The organism is Propionivibrio dicarboxylicus, assembly GCF_900099695.1.
Taxonomy (GTDB): Bacteria; Pseudomonadota; Gammaproteobacteria; order Burkholderiales; family Rhodocyclaceae; genus Propionivibrio; species Propionivibrio dicarboxylicus.
Genome location: NZ_FNCY01000003.1, coordinates 146,261 through 168,783 on the forward strand (window position 1 = coordinate 146,261; position 22,523 = coordinate 168,783).

19 protein-coding genes are annotated in these 22,523 nt (G+C 64.8%); 9 read left to right on the forward strand and 10 right to left on the reverse strand.

What is annotated here, in order from left to right:
• The first annotated feature begins 125 nt into the window (after positions 1-125).
• Positions 126-863 carry a DNA/RNA non-specific endonuclease gene (locus tag BLR25_RS05730; protein ID WP_091935084.1) on the forward strand — a complete coding sequence of 246 codons (738 nt, stop codon included), beginning with the start codon at positions 126-128 and terminating at the stop codon, positions 861-863.
• On the opposite strand, the gene BLR25_RS05735 is transcribed toward BLR25_RS05730, so the two are convergent.
• Together BLR25_RS05735 and BLR25_RS05740 are read right to left on the reverse strand one after the other, a co-directional pair.
• On the reverse strand, positions 860-2,038 hold the full coding sequence (locus BLR25_RS05735; protein WP_091935087.1) for an alpha-hydroxy acid oxidase: 1,179 nt from the start codon (positions 2,036-2,038) through the stop codon (positions 860-862). The two genes, BLR25_RS05730 and BLR25_RS05735, sit on opposite strands and share 4 nt — an antisense overlap.
• A 35-nt stretch (positions 2,039-2,073) precedes the next feature.
• Entirely contained in the window at positions 2,074-3,111 is a 1,038-nt protein-coding gene (locus BLR25_RS05740) for a LacI family DNA-binding transcriptional regulator (protein WP_091935090.1), read from the reverse strand.
• Between the two features lie 197 nt (positions 3,112-3,308).
• Here BLR25_RS05740 and BLR25_RS05745 point away from each other — a divergent pair, with 197 nt between their 5' ends.
• Positions 3,309-4,466 carry an L-talarate/galactarate dehydratase gene (locus BLR25_RS05745; protein ID WP_091935093.1) on the forward strand — a complete coding sequence of 386 codons (1,158 nt, stop codon included), beginning with the start codon at positions 3,309-3,311 and terminating at the stop codon, positions 4,464-4,466.
• A gap of 133 nt (positions 4,467-4,599) precedes the next feature.
• Positions 4,600-5,562 (forward strand): Bug family tripartite tricarboxylate transporter substrate binding protein, encoded by a 963-nt coding sequence (locus tag BLR25_RS05750; RefSeq protein WP_091935096.1) that lies wholly within the window; start codon positions 4,600-4,602, stop codon positions 5,560-5,562.
• Positions 5,563-5,700: 138 nt separating this feature from the next.
• Here the strand turns inward: BLR25_RS05750 and gcvA are convergent, their stop codons facing one another.
• The gene (gene gcvA, locus BLR25_RS05755; RefSeq protein WP_091935518.1) at positions 5,701-6,609 is read right to left on the reverse strand and encodes a transcriptional regulator GcvA; all 909 of its coding nucleotides are present in this window, start codon (positions 6,607-6,609) and stop codon (positions 5,701-5,703) included.
• A 445-nt stretch (positions 6,610-7,054) separates the two neighbouring features.
• Between gcvA and BLR25_RS05760 the strand changes: the two genes are divergently transcribed.
• The 5 genes from BLR25_RS05760 (at position 7,055) to BLR25_RS05780 (ending at position 14,788) form a co-directional block, all read left to right on the forward strand.
• Positions 7,055-8,017, forward strand: a complete 963-nt coding sequence (locus BLR25_RS05760; protein ID WP_091935099.1) for a sulfide/dihydroorotate dehydrogenase-like FAD/NAD-binding protein — start codon at positions 7,055-7,057, stop codon at positions 8,015-8,017.
• A gap of 57 nt (positions 8,018-8,074) precedes the next feature.
• Positions 8,075-9,568: an NADPH-dependent glutamate synthase gene (gltA, locus tag BLR25_RS05765; protein WP_091935102.1), complete on the forward strand. Its 1,494-nt coding sequence runs from the start codon at positions 8,075-8,077 to the stop codon at positions 9,566-9,568.
• Between the two features lie 50 nt (positions 9,569-9,618).
• A complete protein-coding gene (locus BLR25_RS05770) occupies positions 9,619-11,532 on the forward strand; it encodes a 2-oxoacid:acceptor oxidoreductase subunit alpha (RefSeq protein WP_091935105.1) in 1,914 nt (637 codons plus the stop codon).
• Positions 11,533-11,544: 12 nt separating this feature from the next.
• Positions 11,545-12,498 (forward strand): thiamine pyrophosphate-dependent enzyme, encoded by a 954-nt coding sequence (locus BLR25_RS05775; RefSeq protein ID WP_091935109.1) that lies wholly within the window; start codon positions 11,545-11,547, stop codon positions 12,496-12,498.
• Between the two features lie 103 nt (positions 12,499-12,601).
• A complete protein-coding gene (locus tag BLR25_RS05780; protein WP_091935112.1) occupies positions 12,602-14,788 on the forward strand; it encodes a hypothetical protein in 2,187 nt (728 codons plus the stop codon).
• Between the two features lie 109 nt (positions 14,789-14,897).
• Here the strand turns inward: BLR25_RS05780 and BLR25_RS05785 are convergent, their stop codons facing one another.
• From BLR25_RS05785 to BLR25_RS21215, 3 genes are all read right to left on the reverse strand, one after another.
• Positions 14,898-16,319 (reverse strand): caspase family protein, encoded by a 1,422-nt coding sequence (locus BLR25_RS05785; RefSeq protein ID WP_176785764.1) that lies wholly within the window; start codon positions 16,317-16,319, stop codon positions 14,898-14,900.
• 113 nt (positions 16,320-16,432) lie between these two features.
• Positions 16,433-17,581: a DNA polymerase IV gene (gene dinB / locus BLR25_RS05790; protein WP_091935120.1), complete on the reverse strand. Its 1,149-nt coding sequence runs from the start codon at positions 17,579-17,581 to the stop codon at positions 16,433-16,435.
• Positions 17,582-17,627: 46 nt separating this feature from the next.
• Complete coding sequence (locus BLR25_RS21215) at positions 17,628-17,804, reverse strand: hypothetical protein (RefSeq protein ID WP_176785765.1); 177 nt, start codon at positions 17,802-17,804, stop codon at positions 17,628-17,630.
• 132 nt (positions 17,805-17,936) lie between these two features.
• On the opposite strand from BLR25_RS21215, the gene BLR25_RS05795 reads away from it, so the two are divergent.
• Positions 17,937-18,896 carry a 2-dehydro-3-deoxygalactonokinase gene (locus BLR25_RS05795; protein WP_091935123.1) on the forward strand — a complete coding sequence of 320 codons (960 nt, stop codon included), beginning with the start codon at positions 17,937-17,939 and terminating at the stop codon, positions 18,894-18,896.
• 45 nt (positions 18,897-18,941) lie between these two features.
• Here BLR25_RS05795 and BLR25_RS05800 read toward each other — a convergent pair whose 3' ends face one another.
• From BLR25_RS05800 to BLR25_RS05815, 4 genes are all read right to left on the reverse strand, one after another.
• Positions 18,942-20,096 (reverse strand): iron-containing alcohol dehydrogenase, encoded by a 1,155-nt coding sequence (locus BLR25_RS05800; RefSeq protein ID WP_091935126.1) that lies wholly within the window; start codon positions 20,094-20,096, stop codon positions 18,942-18,944.
• A 163-nt stretch (positions 20,097-20,259) separates the two neighbouring features.
• Entirely contained in the window at positions 20,260-20,685 is a 426-nt protein-coding gene (locus BLR25_RS05805) for a DUF4395 family protein (protein ID WP_091935130.1), read from the reverse strand.
• 141 nt (positions 20,686-20,826) lie between these two features.
• Positions 20,827-22,134, reverse strand: a complete 1,308-nt coding sequence (gene gltA / locus BLR25_RS05810; RefSeq protein ID WP_091935523.1) for a citrate synthase — start codon at positions 22,132-22,134, stop codon at positions 20,827-20,829.
• A 62-nt stretch (positions 22,135-22,196) separates the two neighbouring features.
• Complete coding sequence (locus tag BLR25_RS05815; RefSeq protein WP_143009775.1) at positions 22,197-22,454, reverse strand: FAD assembly factor SdhE; 258 nt, start codon at positions 22,452-22,454, stop codon at positions 22,197-22,199.
• Positions 22,455-22,523 lie beyond the last annotated feature (69 nt).

The window sequence follows — 22,523 nt, forward strand, 5'->3', positions numbered from 1 at the left end:
AGGTCCGCCAGCCCCGAATGGCATAACGCCGCGCAAGACACTGTCGTTCCTGCAGGCCCCTGACAGGCCGGTCCCGCTTTGCCCGATATAAAAACAACATTCACCCACATAAAAACAAAGTCTTCATGCATTTCCTCCGCTCGACCCTGCTCGCGGCGCTGCTGGCGCTTGCCGCCGGCGCCGCCCAGGCGGCCTTCGAGGCCTGCCGCGATTTCTTCCCGAACCGCACGCCGCCGGTCATCGCCGACAGCGACCGCCTGATTGCCCGTGACCTCTGCTACGACGCCTTCGCGATCCTGCATTCGGGCCTGCGCAAGACGCCGATCTTCGTCGTCGAACGGCTGAGTCCCGAACAGATCGACGACGCCGGCGACGAGACCCGCACGAACCGCTTCTTCGCCGACGCCCGCCTGCGCGCCGCCGAGCGCGCGACGCTGGCCGACTACAAGGGTTCGGGCTACGACCGCGGCCACATGGCGCCGGCCGGCGATATGCCGACAGCACAAGCGATGGCACAGTCGTTCTCGCTCGCCAACATGGTGCCGCAGGCGCCCGAGCACAATCGCGGTCTGTGGGCCAAGGTCGTCGAGAAAGGCACGCGGCAATATGTCAAACGTAGCGGGCATACCGTCTACGTCTTTACCGGCCCGGTCTTTCCGGCGACGCCGAAGACCATCGGCCCCGGGCGCGTCTGGGTGCCCGCGGCGCTCTTCAAGCTCATCTACGATCCGCAGGCGGGGCGCGCCTGGGCGCACTGGAGCGACAACCGCGACGACGCCCAACCGACCCGGCCGCTCTCTTACGAAGAACTGCAGCGGCGCACCGGCATCGATTTCCTGCCCGGCATCACGCCGGGGTACTAGCCGGCCGCCGGACGGTAGAGAAAACCCGGATCGAGTTCGTCGAGGCGGTTGATGCCGATCAGTCCCATGTCGGCATGGACTTCGTCACGCAGCAGCGCGATGGCATGCGCGACACCGGCCTCGCCGGCGACCGCGGCGGCGTAATTGAAGGGCCGGCCAACGAAGACAAAACGCGCGCCGAGCGCCATCGCCTTGAGGATGTCGGTACCGCGCCGGAAACCGCTGTCGATCATCACCACCTGCGATCCGGCCGCCGCGACGATGGCCGGCAAGGCGCGCATCGGCGACAGCGAACCGTCGAGCTGCCGACCGCCGTGATTCGAGACGATGATGCCGTCGGCGCCGATCTCGCCGGCACGGCGGGCATCGTCGGGATGCAGGATGCCCTTGAGCACGAGCTTGCCGCGCCAGCGCGCACGGATGCGGCGTAGCGCCGCCCAGTCGAGATACTCGCGTCCGCTGAAGTCGCGTTCGACGTTGCGGGCGATCAGCGAGGTGCCGCGTTCGGCGGTGTTGTTCTCGAAATGCGGCACACCATGGCGGAGGATCGTGCGCATGAAGGTGCCGAGCGACCATGACGGATGGCTGACGCCTTCCCAGAGCAGGCGCAGACTGGGTTCGAGCGGCGTCTTGAAGCCGTTGCGCACATTGTTCTCGCGATTCGGCACGACGGCCGAATCGACGGTCACCACCAGCACCTCGACGCCGGCGCGCGCGACCCGGTCGATCAGCGCATCGACGGCCTGCTCGTGGCGCGGCACATAGAGCTGGAACCAGGCGCCGGGCGCCGCCGCGACGACGTCCTCGAGGCGGATCAGCGACGAGGAACTCAACACCATCGGCACCCCGGCCGCGTGCGCGGCGGCGGCCTGGGCGATGTCGCCGCGATAGCCGGTGAGCGAACAGATGCCCATCGGCGCAATGCCGAAAGGCGCGCGATAGCGTGTGCCGAACAGCTCGACCGACGGGTCGCGCCCGGCCACATTGACCAGCACGCGCGGCTGGAACAGGATCTCCTCGAACACCTTGCGGTTGTCGCGCAGGCTCAGGTTGTTTTCGGTCGCGCCCTCGACATAGCCGAAAAGCGAGCGCGGCAATTTGCGCCGCGCCGCGTGCTCGAAATCGTCGAGACTGAGGTAACGGGCACGGCAACGCTGGGCGGCACGGGAATTCATGGCGGTATCGTCAAAGGGAAGGATGAAAGAAAGCGTCAGGCAGACTCCCGCGCCACCAGCGTAAAGCCGACGTCGATGATCGGCGTGGCGAGCGGGCGTCCGGCGATGCGGGCGAGCAGCGCGTCGGCCGCCTGTCGGCCGATGGCGCGCTTGTCGATGTGGACCGACGAGATCGACGGCACGGTATGCGCAGCGAAATCGAGGTCGCCGAAGCCCATGACGGCGAGATCGCCGGGCACCGACAGGCCGCGCACGCGCGCCTCGGTCAGCACGCCCTGCGCCAGCGCGTCGGAGCTGCAGACGATGGCGTCGAAGGCCTGGCCGCTGTCGAGCAGCGTCGCCAGGCCGCGACGTCCGAGTTCGAGCGTCGTCGGCAAGGGTTCCTCGCAGGCCGGCGGCGACGCCAGGCCCTGTTCGGCGAGCACCGACTCGAAGCCCTGACGGCGCACGGCAGCGCGCTCGTCGTCGGCCCAGACGAGGCCGAAGCGGCGATAGCCCTTGCCCAGCAGATAGCGTGCGATCGTCTCGCCGATGCGGAAATGCGAAAACCCGACCAGCATATCGACCGGCGTCGGCGTGAGGTCCCAGGTCTCGACCACCGGCACCGAGGCGGAGAGCAGGCGCTTGCGCGTTTCCGGCGCATGGTTGATGCCGGTCAGCACGATGCCGTCGGGCTTGCGGCTGAGAATCGCGGCGACGAGTTCGCTCTCGCGCTGCGGCGAGTATTCGCTCAGGCTGAGCAGCAACTGGTAACCGTGGGCGGCGAGTTGGTCGCCGAGCCCCTGGACGGTTTCGGCGAACATCGCGTTGGAAAGCTGCGGCACGATCGCGGCGACAAGACGGCTGCGCTTCGACGCCAATCCGCCGGCCAGCAGATTCGGGATGTAGCCGGTCAGTTCGACCGCCGCACGCACGCGCGCCACGGTTTGAGGCCGGACGATGTCCGGCGTACTCAGGGCCCGCGACACGGTGATCGGCGACAGCCCGGCGACGCGCGCGACATCCTTGAGCGTGACGCTGCGCGGCGCGTCGCTGGACGATGGCGGAAACACATCAGCGGCGGAAGAAGGCATCGGCACTCCGGCGGCTATGGGCGATAAAAACACGGGTTTCGACGCCTGATGATACCGCAACCGTCGTTCTATTTACAGCCTATGGCCATATTCAAAGCCACTAAGAATTATATTGACGACAAAAATGATTGCGCTATCATTTTGGCAAGCATTCCGCGAAAAGCGATTTTTCAGCCCCGACACGAGAGGAATCGGCCATGCCCGCAACCCCCATCACGCCCCCGATGCAGGACGACAAGATCGCCTGGGTCCGGGTCTCTTCCTGCTTCCTGCCGCTGGCGACGCCGATCAGCGACGCCAAGGTGCTGACCGGCCGGCAGAAGCCGATGACCGAGATCGCCATCCTCTTTGCCGAAATCGAAACCACCGGCGGACACAGCGGCATCGGCTTCAGCTATTCGAAGCGCGCCGGTGGCCCGGGCCAGTTCGCCCATGCCAAGGAAATCGTCGATCGCCTGCTCGGCGAAGACCCGAACGACATCGCCCGCCTCTGGGACAAACTCTGCTGGGCCGGCGCCTCGGTCGGTCGCAGCGGCCTGTCGACGCAGGCGATCGGCGCCTTCGACGTGGCGCTCTGGGACATGAAAGCCAAGCGCGCCGGACTGCCGCTCGCCAAGCTGCTCGGCGCCCATCGCGACTCGGTGCGTTGCTACAACACCTCGGGCGGATTCCTGCACACGCCGCTCGAGCAACTGCTCGTCAACACCCGCCTGTCGCGTGAAAAGGGCATCGGCGGCATCAAGCTCAAGGTCGGCCAACCCGACTGCGCGCTCGACATCCGTCGCGTCGAGGCGGTGCGCAAGCACCTCGGCGACGACTTCCCGCTGATGGTCGATGCCAACCAGCAATGGGACCGCCCGACAGCGCAGCGCATGTGCCGCATCTTCGAGCAGTTCAACCTGATCTGGATCGAGGAGCCGCTCGACTGCTACGACAACGAGGGCCACGCCGCGCTCGCGGCGCAGTTCGACACGCCGATCGCCACCGGTGAAATGCTCACCAGCGCCGCCGAACACGCCGAACTGATCCGGCACCGCGCCGCCGACTACGTCATGCCCGACGCGCCGCGCGTCGGCGGCATCACGCCCTTCCTCAAGGTCGCCGGTCTCGCCGAGCACGCCGGCCTGATGCTGGCGCCGCACTTCGCCATGGAACTGCACGTCCATCTCGCCGCCGCCTACCCGCGCGAACCCTGGGTCGAGCATTTTGAATGGCTCGAACCGCTCTTCAACGAACGCCTCGAGACTGCCGACGGCCGCATGCTGGTGCCAAAGCGCCCCGGCCTCGGCGTCAGCATCAGCGAGCAGGCGCGGCGCTGGACGCGCGAACAGTTCGAGGTCGGCCAGCGCCCCTGATTCATTTGTCATCGTATCGACCGGATCGACGCGCTTCACCGGCGACGCTCCTTAGCTTTTTGCATTTGCGCGGCATCCCGTGTCCCGAAGATGCCGCGCCCGACCCCGGGACATCCAGCAGGAGGTTCACTCGATGAAAAAGCTTCTGACCGCGCTACTGACAGGCTGCGCGCTCGCCGCCGGCGCCCAGGCCGCCGGCTATCCCGACAAGCCGGTGACGATGATCGTCCCTTTCGCCCCCGGCGGTTCGACCGACATGGTGGCGCGGTTGATGACGACGAAGATGGGCGAGAAACTCGGCCAGCCCTTCATCGTCGAAAACAAACCGGGCGCCACCGGCGCCATCGGCGCGACGCAGGTCAAACGTGCGGCGCCCGACGGTTACACGCTGCTCGTCGCCTCGATCGGCATCTACGCCACCAACCCCTTCCTGCAGAAGAATCTCTCGTACGACCCGATGAAGGATTTCGACCTGATGACGGTGGCCGTGCGTTCGCCGAACGTCCTCTTCGTCAATCCGAACATCCCGGTCAATAACGTTGCCGAACTGGTCGCCTACCTGAAGAAAAACCCGAACAAGATGAGCTTCGTCACCTCCGGCGCCGGGACTTCAGACCACCTTTCGGCCGCGCTCTTCTGGCAGAAGACCGGCACCAGCGGCATTCACGTCCCCTACAAGGGCGGCGCCCCGGCCATTGCCGACGTCATCGCCGGCCACGCCGACGCCTCGTTCCAGAACCTCAATGTCGTCAGCGGCCACATCAAGGCCGGCAAGCTGAAGGCACTGGCGATCACGTCGGAAAAACGCTCGCCGCTGCTACCCGACGTGCCGACCATGGCCGAAGCCGGCATCGCCGACATGGTGGTCTATTCGTGGCAGGCGATCGCCGCGCCGAAGGGCCTGCCGGCGGACATCCGGAACGCGCTGCACGGCGCCATGGTGGCGACGCTGAAGGACGCCGAGATCGCCAAGAAGATGACCGACCCCGGCTTCGAAATCGTCGCCAATACGCCGCAGGAATTCGCGAGCTTCCTGCAGCAGGAACAGGCCCGCTGGAAGACCGTCATCGAGACTGGCAAGATCACGCTCGACTAAGCGCCTATTTGGCAGGGATCGTGGCCCGCGAGCCCGATCGAAATAGGCTCCGATCCCGCTTTTGCAATAAAAACGCCGCCGATCGCCCGGTACAACCGGACAATCGGCGGCGCGTCGTGATCGACGGCGCGATGCCCTTCAGTTGGTTTCGGTTTCGCGGTAGGCCGCCGCCTGCTCGTGCAGCCACTTGCTGAAGACCTGCAGCGAGGCCGAGCCGGCGTGATCCTCGGGATAGACGAGGTAGTACGCGCGCTTGCTGCGCAGCGCATACGGACACGGGCAGACGAGTTCGCCCGAAGCGATTTCCTTCTGCACGAAGAAGCGCGGCACGAGTGCGACGCCCAGCCCGGCCTGCGCCGCCGGAATCAGCATCGAAAAGAGTTCGTAGCGCGCACCGCCCATGACGTTGACGCCGCTGACACCGACCATCTCGAACCATTGCCGCCAGGCATCCGAACGCGCCGACTGATGCAGGAGTTCCATCGTCGCCAGTTCCTGCGGCTCGACCAGGACGCGCCCCTTGAGCAGGTCGGGACTGCAGACCGGCACCATCTCCTCGCCGAACAGGTATTCGATCACCGCACCGGGCCAGATCGGATCGCCGAAATGGATCGCCGCATCGAAGGGCGTGTCGTTGAACATGAAGGGTTCGGCACGCGTCGCAAGATCGATGCTGATGCCGGGATGATGGGCGCGAAAATCGGTCAGGCGCGGGATCAGCCAGCGCGAGGCGAAGGTCGGGATCGCCGCGAGTTCGAGCACGCCGCCGGCGCCGCGATGCGCCATCAGCGACAGCGTGTCGTGCTCCAGACGATTGAGGTTCTCGCGCACCTGCCGCGCATAGAGCTGCCCCGCCTCGGAAAGCGTCACCCGCTTCTTGATGCGGTTGAACAGCGCAACGCCGAGATACTCCTCCAGCGCCGAAATCTGCCGGCAGACGGCACTCTGGGTCAGCGACAACTCCTCCGCGGCGCGCGTGAAGCTCTGGTGTCGCGCGGCCGTTTCGAAAGCAATCAGGAGCTCCGTCCCCGGAATTTTTCTTCTCATGGCATCCATTCCAGAATTGCACAACATTGTTACTATACCTTGATAAAGCCGCCAGATATATGAAAAGGCAATAGCACGGCAGTAAAAAATGCCGGCCCCCGGGCGCAAAACAGACACTCCACCGACACCCGCGAGGCGACTGAGGCCGCAGCACCAACTCGCCTGCCCTCTTTGCGCCGAAGCGGCTCGCTACCTGGCCTTGTTTTTCGAGCGACGGCTGAGATCGTTCCGCAATCGCATCACGTTGTAACAAGACAGCGATTTCTTCGGCGCCAGAAATGTGCAAAATGACCCGGACGTCGTTGCGGATATAAACAAGAAAACCCCAACACAAAACACCAGCGCGACGACGTCACCACCGCCCGAAACAACAGCCGGGTCGTCCTGCCGCTGTCGGTGTCCGGGCTTTGATCACCAGAACAATCAGGGTAAGGAAGCAAGCACCATGGCAAATTTCGAAATCGTGGCGCGCGAGGACTTCTCCGACGTCACGTACCTGCTTGAAGTACGTCACCCGTTAATGGCCAAGGCGGCCAAGCCCGGACAGTTCGTCATCGTCATGCTCCACGAGCACGGTGAACGCATCCCGCTGACCATCGCCGACTATGACGTCGACAAAGGCACGATCACGCTGGTGATCCAGGCCGTCGGCAAGACCACGCGCGAAATGCAGGACGCCTGCAAGGTCGGCACCTCGCTCTACGCGCTGGTCGGCCCGATGGGCGTGCCGAGCACCATCGGCCACGCGCGCAAGGTCGTCTGCGTCGGTGGCGGCCTCGGCGTCGCCCCGGTCTATCCGCAGGCCCGCGCCTACAAGGAATCCGGCGCTTATGTCATCGGCGTCGTCGGTTTCCGCAACAAGGACCTGGTCTTCTGGGACGACAAGTTCCGCGCCTGCTGCGATGAATTCATCATCTGTTCCGACGACGGCTCGGTCGGCATCAAGGGCCTCGTCACGCTCGGCCTCGAACAGGCGATCCAGCGCCACCGCGACATCGACGAAGTCGTCGCCATCGGCCCGATGATCATGATGAAGGGATGCGCCGACACGACGCGGCCCTACGGCATCAAGACCATGGTCAGCCTCAACCCGCTGATGGTCGATGGAACCGGCATGTGCGGCGGTTGCCGCGTCAAGGTCGGCGACAAGGTCAAGTTCGCCTGCGTCGACGGCCCCGACTTCGACGGCCACAAGGTCGACTTCCTCGACATGATGACCCGCCTGCGCCGCTACTCGAAGGAAGAGCGCATGGCGCTCGACCACTGGAACGAGGACAAGGCCTGTCGTATGCAGAAAGCGGCCGAGGCCGCGGTCAACGCGGCGATGGGCACCGAATCTGCCGCCAAACCGGCCAACGAATCTGCCAAAAAGCCGGCCGCCAAGCGCGCCCGGCCGGCCAAGGCCTGAGCGGCAGCAGCGACCAACGCAGTCCCCTTTCACGCACTTATATCAAGGCAGGACCCCATGGCGAAAAAGAAAACCATCCGGACGATTCCCCAGGAACGCACGCCGATGCCCGAACAGGCACCGGCGATCCGGGCGAAGAACTTTGAAGAAGTGGCATGCGGTTATCATCCCGACGACGCCCTGCGCGAATCCGAGCGCTGCCTCGTCTGCCCCGACCAGCCCTGCGTCTCGGGCTGCCCGGTCGGCATCAACATCCCCGGCTTCATCCAGAAGATCAACGCGAAGGACCTGCGCGGCGCCTACGACATCCTGACCCAGACCAGCCTGCTGCCGGCGATCTGCGGCCGCGTCTGCCCGCAGGAAAACCAGTGCGAAGGCGTGTGCACGGTCGGCGAATCGCTCGAAGCCGTCGCCATCGGCCGGCTCGAACGCTTCGTCGGCGACACCGCCATCCGCGAAGGCTGGGCCAACATTCCCTACATCGAGAAGAACGGCTTCAAGGTCGGCGTCGTCGGTTCCGGCCCAGCCGGCATGGCCTGCGCCGCCGACATGGCCAAGGCCGGTTGTGAGGTCACCGTCTTCGAGGCCTTCCACCAGGCCGGCGGTGTGCTCAAGTACGGCATCCCCGACTTCCGCCTGCCGAACACGGTGATCGACGCTGAAATCGCCAACCTCATCAAACTCGGCGTCAAGTTCGAATGCAACACCCTCGTCGGTCGCCTGTTCACGCTTGAGCAGATGATTTCCGAGATGGGTTTCGACGCGGTCTTCGTCGGCGTCGGCGCCGGCTACCCGACGACGCTCGGCATCCCCGGCGACTCGCTCAACGGCGTGCTCTCGGCCAACGAACTCCTGACGCGCTGCAACCTGATGCGCGCCCGCGACTTCCCGAACTTCGACACGCCGCAGCCGATCGGCAAGCGCGTCGCCGTCGTCGGCGCCGGCAACACGGCGATGGACGCGACGCGCGTCTCCGTCCGCCTCGGCGCCGAGAAGGTCTATTGCGTCTATCGCCGCTCGCAGAAGGAAGCGCCGGCCCGCGCCGAAGAACTGCACCACGCCACCGAGGAAGGCGTCGAATTCCACTGGCTGACCCATCCGATCGCCATCCTCAACGACGGCGAAGGCAAGGTGCGCGGCATGCGCTGCGTGCGCATGGAACTCGGCGAACCCGACGAGTCCGGCCGGCGTCGCCCGGTGCCCGTACCCGGCAGCGAATTCGACTTCGAAGTCGACATGGTCGTCTATGCCATTGGCACCAACGCCAACCCGATCATGGGCCAGACCTCGGGGTTGCGGCTCAACAAGTGGGGCTACATCGACACCGATGAAACGCTGGCGACCTCGCTGGCCGGCGTCTTCGCCGGCGGCGACATCGTCACCGGCGCCGCCACCGTCATCGAAGCGATGGGCGCCGGACGGCGCGCCGCCAAGAGCATGAAGGCCTACCTCGGCCTGCGTGACGACGACGCCCCCTACGACGCCGGCGCCGACACCTTGTTCGGCATCGACAGCGGAGAACGCGCCTTCGTGCGGTTGAAGACCGCCTGACGACCGCACCGATCCAATCCCTCGAACGGAAATCTTTGGAAATTCCCGACATGAGCGCACAGAAAACAAGCAAGAAGACAACCGGCAAGAGCGCCGGCAAGAGCAGCGCAAAGGCGGCCGGCCCGGCCGTCACCGAGCTCAAGGAACACATCGTCGAAATCATCAGCGACTCGGGTGAAGGCGCCCAGCGCTGCGGCCAGTCGCTCGGCTCGATCGCCGCGCGCATGGGCAACGGCATCTGGACGACCGAGATCATCCCGGCCGAGATCCGGCCGCCGGCCCGCAGCGTCGCCGGCGCCAGCGGCAACCGCATCCGCATCGGCTCGGGCTACATCACCAACGGCGGCGACCAGACCGACCTCGTCGTCGCCTTCAACGAACAGGTGCTGCTCGGCCGCGTCCGCGCCCGCGAACTCAAGCCGAACTGCATCATCCTGCTCGAAAGCATGTGGCGCACGCACAATGACATCAACATCGCGATGGCCTACAAGGAAACCTACAGCCGTCTCGTCGAAGCCGGCTATCAGGTGCGCGAAGTGCCGATGGAGCAGGAGTGCCTGAAGCTGACGCCGGACGCCAAGCGCGGCAAGAACATGTTCGCGCTCGGCATGCTCTGCTACCTGTACAGCTTCGACCTGCAGGCGGCGCGCGACCAGATCGCGCTGACCTTCGGCAAGAAGGCGCAGACCATCATTGATGCCAATGTCGTACTTCTCGAAGCCGGGCACAAGTGGGCGTCGGAGAACTTCGACTATCGCTTCTGCATTCCGGCGACGCCGGCCAAGCAGGCTCAGATCGCCACCAACGGCAACACCGCACTGGCGCTGGGCGTCATGGCCTCGGGCATGGAACTGTGCGCGATGTACCCGATCACGCCGGCGACTTCGGCCTCGCACTACCTCTCCGATGTCTTCGAGAAAGTCGGCGGCCTCGTGCATCAGGCCGAAGACGAAATCGCCGCCTGCGCCTTCGCCGTCGGCGCCTCGTATGCGAGCAAGTGCACGGTGACGATCACCTCGGGACCGGGCTATTCGCTCAAGCAGGAAGCCATCGGCCTCGCCGTCATGGCCGAGATTCCTCTTGTCGTCGTCAACGTCCAGCGCGGCGGCCCGAGCACCGGCCAGCCGACCAAGTCCGAACAGGGCGACCTGATGACTGCCATCTACGGCAGCCACGGCGACGCGCCGAAGGTCGTCATGGCGCCGGCGACGATCGAGGAATGCTTCTACTCGATGATCACCGCGCGCAAGATCGCCGAATCCTTCAACACCGTCGTCGTCGTGCTCACCGACGCCATGCTCGCCACCTCGCAGCAGCCCTTCGCGCGGCCACAATTCAACGAAGCCTGGCTGGCGCCCCCCATCGACCAGAGCGCCGTCCCCGACGGCGCCAAGCCCTACGACTGGGACGCGACGACCGGCATCGCCCGCCGCTTCATCCCCGGCCAACCCGGCGGCATGCACACCGTCACCGGCCTCGCACACGACCGCCAGAGCCACGTCGCCTATGACCCCGACATCAACCAGGAAGGCCTGCGTGCGCGCAGCCTGAAGATCGCGGCGCTGCAGAAGACGTTGCTGCCGCCGGAAGTCGTCGGCGACGACAAGGGCGACCTGCTCGTCGTCGGCTGGGGCAGCACCAAGGGCGCCATCGAGGAAGCCGCCGCGGCGCTGCGCGCCGAAGGCAAGAAGGTTTCGAGCGTGCATCTGCGCTTCCTGCAGCCGATGCAGCCCGGCATCAAGGAAATCCTGCAGCGTTTCAAGAAGGTCATGACGATCGAGACGAACTGGAGCGACGATCCGGCCGACGAGATCATCGACGAAACCAACCGCCGCTACTCGGCGCTGGCGACGCTCCTGCGCGCCCGTTACCTCGTCGATGTCGATTGCTGGACCGAGGTCAAGGGACAACCCGTCAAGCCCAGCACCATTCGCCGCGTTCTCCTCGACAAGCTGCAAAAATAAGGAACCGAGATCATGAAATTTTCATCGACTGAATGCCTGCTCGATCTCTACGAAGAGAAGCTGGAACTCGAGGACTACCAGAGCGGCGTGCCGCGCTGGTGCACGGGCTGCGGCGACAACGCCATCCTGACCGCGGTGCAGCGCCTCTGCCGCGACGAAGGCCTGCGCCCCGAGAAGACCGTCTTCGTCTCCGGCATCGGCTGTTCGAGCCGCTTCCCGCACTACATGAAGACCTACGGCTTCCACGGCATCCACGGCCGCGCGCTGCCGATCGCCGAAGGCATCCGCCTCGCCCGCCCGGACCTGACGATCTTCGTCAATACCGGTGACGGCGACTGCTGCAGCATCGGCGCGGCGCACTGGATCCACGCGCTGCGCTACAACATGAACCTGACCGTCTTCCTTCATGACAACCAGATTTATGGCCTGACCAAGAAACAGGCGTCACCGACCTCGCCGATCGGCACCAAGAGCAACACGACGCCGCGCGGCAGCTATCTCGACGCGCTCAATCCGCTCAGCGTCGCGCTCGGCGTCGCGAACGCCTCGTTCATCGCCCAGGCTGTCGACTGGATTCCCGAAAGCCTGTTTGAAATCGTCAAGGCGGCCTATCACCACAAGGGCTTCTCCTTCGTGCGCATCCTGCAGCGCTGCCCGGAATGGCTGCCGAAGCTGCATGAAGCCGACATGCAGGAACCGGACGCGGTCCAGTTGCTGCATCACGAGAATGCGCTGCAGATCAGCCCGAACCTCGCCAAGGTCTACAAGAACCAGCTGAAGCACGACCCGCTCGACATCCACCGGGCGCGCGAAATCGCCTCGAGTACCGATGTCGTGCCGGTCGGCATCCTCTACCAGAACCGCGAGATTCCCTGCTACGAGGACACCCGTCAGACCGGCATCCTGCGCACGCCGGACATCGTGCGCAAGGGGCTGGAGGCCGAATTCGACAAGTACGAGGTCTGATCCGTTACACCATGCGACACCCTCCGCCGTGCGCGGCGGAGGCCACCGATAAACAGCGTTCCGCCGCACCACCCGGCGAAACCCTTTGAGATGGCAGGATATTATGGAAGCTGATCTGCAATCCTTCGTTGCGTTCTACCTGACCGGCAAGAAGCAGGCGACCCGGCTTGACGACATCGGGCGACTCGGCCTGCGGCCGGCGCTCTTCGCCGGCTACGGCGACCTGACGCGCATGCGTTACGACTTTCCGCTGGTACTGATCGAGGACGCCGCCGGCGAGCGCTTCGCCGAACCACTCTCCGGCCTCGTCGACGTCATCCTCGGCAAAGTCGCGCAAGGTCCCGACGGCGACCGCATCCGCAAGCACGTGCTGCGCCTCGAACAGGCGATCCGCGCGCTCGCCGCCGGCGGCACCCAGGGCCTCTTCTCGGAACTCTGGGACCGCGCCGCGGCACCGCTCGCCAAGGAAGACGCGCTCATCGCCGACAGCCTTCGCCGCGCCCGCGCCAACCTCGCCGTCGACGGCGAACTGCTCGACTGCAATGGCGACCTGCCGGCGCGCCTCTTCGGCCACGCCTGGAGCCTGACGCAGATGCGCCGCGCCCAGCGCTTCAACGAAGACCTCAACCGCCTGATCCTCAAGCTCTCGGACATCATCCAGGCCGACTACATCAACTCCGACGCCGCCAAAAGCGCCGCCAACCTGCGCGACTCCTTCGGCGCCGGCGCGCTCAACAACTTCAATTTCGACACGATGTCGTCGATCCTGAAGAAGGTCTCGGTGCGCGACGCGCTGCCCAAGCGCCGCCGCCAGCGCATCCTCGGCCTGATCTCGACGCTGCAGGCGCAGAAGTTCTTCCCGACCGGCATCAGCAAGGCCGGTGCCGGCAACCGACCGTACTCCTTTGCCTTCGACAGTTGCGTCGCTGCCCTCAAGGCCTATCGCGACCGCCTGCCGAAAGCCATCGAACTGGCCCGCGCCGTCGCCATGGCCGAACTCGAAGTCCGCGGCGAATACAGCGAAGCCCGCCATGACGCGCTCTTCGACGCCTTCGGCGAAAACGGCCTCGATCCCGAAGCGCTGGCGCTCTTCCCCGATTATCTGATCCGCATCAATGCCAGCGCGTTGTCGGGCGCCGAACAGAGCACGCTGACCGAGATCCTCTCGGCCGACCTGCCGTTCAAGATCGTCGTCCAGAGCGACGACATCCTCGAGAAATCGCTGATCGAGCACGGCCACATGGCCTTCACGCTGCGCAACAAGCAGCTCGCGCGCATGACCATGGGCCTCGGCTGCTTCGTCATGCAGGCGCCGTCGGCCAGCCTCGTGCGCATGCGTCAGCAGATGCAGCTCGGCCTCGACTACGGCGGCTCGGCGGTGTTCAGCATCTACTCGGGCGATTCGCCCAATACCACCGGCATCCCGCCCTACCTGGTCGCCGCCGCCGCGCGCGAATCGCGCCTGTTCCCGTCCTTCACCTTCAACCCGGCGGCCGGCCGCAACTGGTCGGCGCGTTTCTCGATCTCGGAGAACCCGCAGGTCGAGTGCGACTGGTCGACGCGCGAACTCGCCTACCAGGACGAGCACTGCCAGACGGTGAAGCTGCCGACGCCCTTCACGCTGATCGACTTCGTCGCCATGGACACGCGCTACAGCAAGCACTTCGCCTGCGTGCCGAAAGAGCACTGGAGCAAGGACATGGTGCCGGTCGGCGAATTCATCGCCGGCGAACGCCGCAGCCAGGTGGACACGGTGCCTTACCTGCTGATGACGGATGCATCGAACATCCTCTACCGCGTGATCGTCGCCGAGAAGCTCGTGCGTGAAGCACGGCGCTGCCGGACGATGTGGAACAGCCTGCAGGAGCTCGGCGGTATCCACAACTCGCACGCCGAAGCCCTGCTGGCACGCGAGAAGGCCATCTGGGAAGCCAGCCGCGCGGTCAGCGTGCCGTCCGCCGCCGTGTCGCCCCTTGCACCGGCAGCCGCGCCGGCAGCGCAACCGGCCAGCGCCGCCCCGGTCGAGGAAGCCGAAAAATCGAGCGACGAGGCCTACATCGAGACGCCCCGCTGCGCCTCGTGCAACGAGTGCATCCAGATCAACGACAAGATGTTCGCTTATGACGGCAACAAACAGGCGTATATCGCCGACGTCAGCGCCGGCACTTTTGCGCAACTCGTCGATGCCGCCGAAAACTGCCAGGTCGCGATCATCCATCCGGGCAAGCCGCGCAATCCGGCCGAACCGGGTCTCGACGATCTGATCAAGCGAGCTGAAGCCTTCCAGTAAGCCCTGGCTCCGGGAATTCCCGGGCGTTCATAGCGCACACAGGCCGGCCTCGACAGCCGGCCTGTTTTTTTCCGGGGATCACGCCCGCAGCGTCGTCGATGCAAACGTATTAACGCCCGCGCGTCGCCGCCAGGTCGTTGACGAGGCGGGAGACCAGCCCCTCCGAGACCTTGTTCAATTCAGTGTCGATGTCGCTGTCCCAGGCGGAACAGGTGCAGCAGGACGCATATTTGTGGGCGCTGCGCTCCTCATAGGTCTTTCGCATGAGGACCTGTCCGCCGCTGGAGAGTGCCGCCTCGACCACCAGCCTCATTGCATAGACCGAATCGGAATCGGCGCCCGGCACTTTGGCGAGATTGGCCGCGACGGGACGAATATCCAGCACCGTATCGGCCGAATCGAGGCCCCACTCGACGCGCGGCATCCGTTCGGCAGCGGCGCGCCTCAGGATGCCATCCAGCACGGAAGAGACCGGACGCGAATAATCGCAAATCATCATCGGGAAGAGCGAGACCTTGTCGAGTTGCTCGCCAATCTTGAGCTGAATCGTCCGCGCCGTATCCGACGGCGGGCTGTCTGGACGACTCGTGCCGAGCACCCGGATGCGGGCCGTGGCCAGCACGGCAAAACGCCCATTCGGATAGTGCGCGAGATAGTCCTGAAAGACCTCGGCACGCTCGCTGTCGCGGATGCCATCCCAGATCTCCTGTTCGATTTCCGCATCGGTACGTACCCGGCTCGCCGGCACTTCGGCAACGCCGCTCCCACCAAAAAAGAAATCGCCGGTCAGCGAGGAGGACTCCCAGGGAATCTGGGCGTCTCCCGTGACGCGCGCCACATTGGCCCGAACGCGCTTGAACGCTTTCTCGACTTCGAGCCCGGGCATGCGGATCACCTTGAGCAGTTCCTGCGTATACAGCCCATTGCGGCCGCTCCCGTCGGACGCGACCTTGCCCGGCGAGGTCGCATAGGCGATCAGCGTCCCCTTCGGCGCGTCCATTTGCGCCAGTCCGCCACCGACCCCGCGAAAACGCCGCTCGAACGGATTGTTGCGACAGGCATCCAGGATGACGATATTCAGCGTGCTGGCATTGAGCTGGTCGAGCACGGCATCGACGTCGACCGTTTCCGTCCGGACCGCGGTCTCGCCGTCGATCTGCGCATCGATCGGAACCAGGTAGTTTTTGCCGCGGACCTGAATGCCGTGTCCGGCAAAATAGAAAACCGCCACACTATCCGCCGCCAGCCGGGAACCGAACTGCGTGATGGCGCGATTCATTTCCTTCTGTGTCACGTCGATCCGTTCGATCACGTCGAAACCCAATTGCCGGAATGCCTGTGCGACATCCCGCGCATCATTGGCCGGATTTTTCAGCGGCGCTCCCGGATACGCCGCGTTACCGATCACCAGCGCGACTTTCGCGCTCCCGGCCCGCGTCGGTGGAGCGTTGCGCCCACTCTCGGCAGCCGAGGCCGGAACACACACGAGCAGGCAGAGACCAAGGCAGAAAGCGAGGACGGAACGTCCCATGAGCTGACATCCGAATGAAGACATGGTCATTTTAGTCGCTGCCCTCTTCGGAGGAAACCGCGACGACGCGGCACCCGCGGCGCACCCCGGCCTCGATCGCTATCGGCGGCGACTCACCAGGGGAAACACAGCTGTCCGCCGATGCCCGCATCCGGGCCCTCGGTCATCGGCGCCAGGCCGCTCGCCCGCACGCCGAGCAGACGGATGCGCCGGTCGAGCGCGACGCGTTTCAGGCACTCCCCGGCGGCACGCCGGATACGCGGCCCGTCGCTGACCGAAAATGGCAAGGTGATATCCCGGGTCACCGACTGGAAATCGGCATAACGCAACTTGATGCCGACCGTCCGGCAACCATAGCCCATGCGCCCGAGATCCTCGGCCACCCGCACGCACAAGCCGGTGAAGATCTCCGTCAGCGCCTCGCGATCGTGGCGCGCATGCAGATCGCGTTCGAAGGTGCTCTCGCGACTGACCGACTTGGGCTCGGATTCCGTCACGACCGGTCTTGGATCGATGCCATTGGCCACCTGATGCATCCAGCGCCCGCTCGCCTCGCCGAAGTGGCTGACAAGGAAGGCCTCGGGCGCCGCCGCCAGCTGGCCGATGCTTTCGATGCCGAGCCGCGTCAGGCGCTCGGCCGACTTGGGGCCGACCCCGTTGATCTTGCGCGCCGGCAGCGGCCAGATGCGTTCGCGCCATCCATCGTCGCTCAACACGGTGACTCCCCCGGGCTTGTCGAGATCGGAAGCGATCTTCGCCAGCATCTTGTTCGGCGCGATGCCGATCGAGCAACTCAGCCCGGTCGCTGCGAACACGGCCGCGCGCAAACGATCGGCCAGCGCCCGCGATTCGCCGTCGACGTCGCCAAGATCGATGTAGATCTCGTCGATACCGCGGTCCTCGATGCGCGGCGCAATCTCGGCGACCGCCGCCTTGAAGCGACGCGAATTATTCCGGTAGGCCTCGAAATTGGCCGGCAGCAGCACCGCCTCCGGCGCCAGTTGCGCCGATTTCATCAGCCCCATGCCGGAAAACACGCCGAACGCGCGTGCCTCGTAGGTCGAGGTGGTAACGACGCCGCGCCCGACATAATCGGCAAGACGCGCAAACTGCCGCTCGCCGCCCGTTGTCGGGCACGCCGGCACGGCTCCGCGACCGCCGACAACGACCGCCCGGCCGCGTAGCTCGGGGTACGACAGCAACTCGACCGACGCAAAAAAGGCGTCCATGTCGAGATGCGCGATGCGGCGCGTGGTATTCATGTCGATTGCGGAAGCATTGCGGGCCTCCCGGCCCGACCGCGCCTGCCTATGCCATCCGCCGCCAGCGCAGCGCACCGGTCCGGCGGCGCCAGCAGGCGGGTTTCTCGAAGGCCGCCGGATCGAAACTTGGCCGCCCGTACAACTCCCGGGCAAACGCCAGCCGTTCGCGCTCTTCCTGGGTGATGCCGGCAATCCGCTCAAACCATGCCTGAATCGCATTCATGATGCTTCACTCCTCGTCAAAACGTGATTCAATACGCGGGTACGACACTGTAATTACCTCGCCGCCCCTACTACTGTATGAATATACAGTATGCCGGCAGCCTTGTCCACTTCCCTGTCTTCGCCCTCCGTCATGACGACATCGTCCCCTATCGCCCCCGCGCTGCTCGCGCTCGACTGGGGCACCTCGAGCCTGCGCGCTTTCCTCATGCAGGACAGCCGCATTCTAGATACGCGCCAGTCGGCGCACGGCATCCAGCACCTGCCGGCGCCCGGCGTCGCCGGCTACCGCCAGGCCTTCGCCGAACTCGTCGGCGACTGGATCGACCAGTGGCCGCAACTTCCCGTCGTTGCCAGCGGCATGGTCGGTAGCGCCCAGGGCTGGCGCGAAGCGCCGTATGTCCGTTGTCCTGCCGACATCGCCGATCTCGCCAGCCAGAGCGTCGGTGTTGACAGCGGTATGGGGCCGGAGATCCTGATCGCACCGGGCGTACTCTTCGACCAGGCCAACGCCCTCCCGGACGTCATGCGCGGCGAGGAAATCCAGATCGCCGGCGCGCTGCTCGCCAACCCCGGCTGGCGCCAACGCGCCTGCATGCTTTTGCCCGGGACCCATTCGAAGTGGGCGCAGATCGAGGACGGCAAGATCGTCCGCTTCACGTCCTATCTGACCGGAGAACTCTTTTCGGTACTCTGCCGGCATTCGATCCTCGGCCGCCTGATGCCGGATGCAGCAGTCCCGGCCGATGACCCGGAGGCCTTTGCGCTCGGACTCGACACGGCGGCACGCAGCGGCCCGGGAGATCTCTCGCATCAGATCTTCGGCACGCGCACGCTGGGACTGACCGGCCGACTGCCGCCGCCGGCGCTGGCCGACTACCTCTCCGGACTGCTGATCGGCCACGAACTGGTTTCCGGCCTGGCGACCGCGGCGAGCACGGGACCGCTGGTGATGATCGGCGCGCCGGCGCTTTGCCGACGTTATGCCGATGCGCTGGCGCGCCTGCAACGACCGGTCGATGCCATGCTCGACAACACCGCGCCGGCCGGCTTGTGGCACCTGGCCACAGCCGCCGGTCTGGTCCGAAGTTAAGAAAAGCCCCGTCCCGGCATACGCACGGACGGGTTCACGCCGGCCTCAGAGCGCGGCTTCGAGCACCTGCCGGCTCACCGTCGGCGTCACTTCGCGCGATTCGCCGAGCTTGACCATGCCATGCGCTTCGAGTTGGGCGACGATCGCCGGAATCGCGTCGGCGCCGATCCCGTAGGCCGACAGGCGCGTCGGCAGGCCGAGACTCTCGAAGAAGGCGCGCGTCCGGGCGATTGCCGCGTCGATGCGCTCGTCATCGCTCCCGGCCGTCACTCCCCACACGCGATCCGCATATTGCAGCAGCTTGTCGCGCTTGGCCTCGCGCCGCACCTGCATCATCGCCGGCAGGACGACGGCCAGCGTGCGCGCGTGATCGATGTCGAACTTGACGGTCAACTCGTGACCGATCATGTGCGTCGACCAGTCCTGCGCAACCCCGGCGCCGATCAGGCCGTTGAGCGCCAGCGTCGCCGTCCACATCAGGTTGGCGCGCGCCTGGTAATCGCTGCTCTTCACCGCCGCCGGCCCGTGCTCGATCAGCGTCAGCAACAGTCCCTCGGAAAAGCGATCCTGGACGTGCGCGCCGGCACAGGTGGTCAGGTACTGCTCCATGACGTGCACATAGGCATCGACGACGCCGTTGGCGAGCTGGCGCTCGGGTAGCGAATTGGTCCGCGTCGGATCGAGCAGCGAGAAGCGCGGGAATACCGCCGGACTCGAGAACGGCAGCTTGGCGCCCTCGGCCTTGATCGTGATGACGCCGCCATTGTTCATCTCGGAGCCGGTCGCCGGCAGCGTCAGCACGGTGCCGATCGGCAGCGCCTGCTCCACGTTGCGGCCAAACTTGGCGAGGATGTCGCGCGGATTGCCGTCGAAGCAGGCCGCCGCGGCAACGAACTTGGTGCCGTCGAGCACCGAACCGCCGCCGACGGCGAGCAGGAAATCGAGCTTCTCGACGGCGATGACGGCAACGGCGCGCATCAGCGTCTCGAAGGTCGGATTCGGCTCGATGCCGCCAAACTCGACGACATGGCGGGCGCCCAGCGCCGCCTTGACCTCGTCGAGCGTCCCGTTCTGGCGGACGCTGCCGCCGCCGAACAGCACCAGCACCCGCGCCTCGGCCGGGATCAGGCCATCCAGCTCGCCGGTACGGCCGGCGCCGAACACGATGCGCGTCGGATTGAAGAAATCGAAATTCTGCATGTTTCGCTCCTTGGTCTTCAGATCGGAAAATGAGGCTGAAACCTCGATTCTACGCATGCTCGGGTCATCATGCTGCACGACGCGCCGCCGCCGATCGCCCGCGCAAAAAAAATCGCCGGCGCGGCGTCATCCCGCATCCGGCGAAACTGCCAATGAAAGGGGGTCAGGCGCGCGCGGCGCGCAGCCGATACCAGGCTGCATACGCCCAGCAGGCGGCGCAGAAGCCGGTCGTTGCGTCGAGGAAGGCAAAAATCAGGATTGCGGTCGCCGGAATGGCGCCGACATCCGATCCCATCGCGGCGGTCACGACCATCGCGGTTCCGGCAATCGCGGCGATCTTGTCGGCGAACATCTTGGAGCCGGCATTCACTTTCTTGGTCTTGCCGAGGCGCGCGCTGATCCGCTCGAACAGCTTGTACGACGGGCAACGGTGCGGCGACACGAAGCCGCGGAGAAAACCGCCCAACGCCAGCACCAGCGCCACCCACGGATAGGGCGAAAACAGATACAGCGCGGCAACGATAAAACTCAGCGTGGCGACGCCGCGATAGGCATTCGAATCGACCGGGGCAATATCAAAACGCAGCATGGAACACTCCAGAAAATCAATACACCACAATATTACCGTATTCTAATATATTGTCAATAAGAAAGGAGCGCGGGCCAAACCCAACGCTCCTTCTTCGTTCCCTATCCCGCCGGGCGCATTGCCCGACGGCGGTCATGCGCGTCAGTCGGCCTCGGGACGGCGGGTCGGCGGCACGCCGCGCCGGGGCTCGCCGACATAAACCTGGCGAGGACGTCCGATCTTGTATTCGGGGTCCATCACCATTTCTTCCCACTGCACCATCCAGCCGACCGTCCGGGCCAGCGCGAAGATACAGGTGAACATCTCGGTCGGGATGCCGATCGCCTTCTGCACGATACCCGAGTAGAAATCGACGTTCGGATACAGTTTCTTCTCGACAAAGTAGTCGTCCTCGAGCGCGATCCGTTCGAGTTCCTTGGCCAGCTTGAAGAGCGGATCGTTTTCGAGGCCGAGTTCGCGCAGGACGTCGTCGCAGATCTTGCGCATGATCTTGGCGCGCGGGTCGAAGTTCTTGTAGACCCGGTGGCCGAAGCCCATGAGCTTGAACGAATCGTTCTTGTCCTTGGCGCGCTTGATGTACTCGGGCACGCGCGACACGTCGCCGATCTCGGCCAGCATCTTCAGGCAGGCCTCGTTGGCACCGCCGTGCGCCGGCCCCCACAGACAGCCGATACCGGCGGAAATACAGGCATACGGATTGGCGCCGGACGAGCCGGCCAGCCGCACCGTCGAGGTCGAGGCGTTCTGCTCGTGATCGGCATGCAGCGTGAAAATCGTGTCGAGCGCATGCACGATCACCGGATTCGGTACGTATTCCTCACAGGGCGTGCCGAACATCATATGCATGAAGTTGGCGGTATAGCCGAGGTCGTTGCGCGGATACATGAAGGGCTTGCCGCGCGAGTAGCGGTAGGCGAGCGCGACGATCGTCGGCATCTTGGCGACGATGCGGTTGAAGTTGACGTTGCGCGCCTTCGGATCCAGGAAGCCTTCCTCGGCTTCGTGATAGAACGCCGACAGGGCGCCGACGACACCGACCATGACCGCCATCGGGTGCGCGTCACGGCGGAAACCCTGATAGAACTTGGCCATCTGCTCGTGGATCATCGTATGCCGCTTGATGATCTTGACGAAATCGATCTTCTGTTCGGAGGTCGGCAGATCGCCATGCTTGAGCAGGTAGGCGACATCCAGGAAGTTGCAGTGTTCGGCGAGTTCCTCGATCGGATAGCCGCGATACAGAAGTTCGCCCTTGTCGCCGTCGATGAACGTGATCTTCGATTTGCACGACGCCGTCGATAGGAATCCGGCGTCATAGGTGAACAGACCGGTTTTGGCCGTCAAAGACCGCACATCGACACAGTCGTTGCCGTGTACCGGACTCATGATCGGAAATTCGACCGGCTCCTTGCCGTCGATCGTCAGCAACACCTTACGCCCTTCTGTCATCATTCGCTCCCAGTGAAAAACCTGTTATCCCTAGAAATTCGCCCATCACCTGCCGTCTCGACTCACTTGACCCGGACATCGCGCAGCATGACCAGCATCGCCGCCAGCGCCGGATCGTCGCAGTTCTTGCGCCCGGAGACGAGCGGCCACAAATCGATGTCCTCCATCTCGGCGAGCCGGGTGAATGCCTCTGCCTGTTCGGGCGACAGTTCGTGAAACCGCCGCTCGAGAAAGCCGCCAAGCACAACATCCATTTCCCGCATCGAACGCTGGTTGCAGATCCAGCGCAACCGGTTGTAGGCCGTTTCATCCGTCGTCAAAGCCGTCTCCTTGCTGAGTATTCCGGCATCCGCAGACGCCAGTTTCGACTCGGACCGATTGTGAAAGTT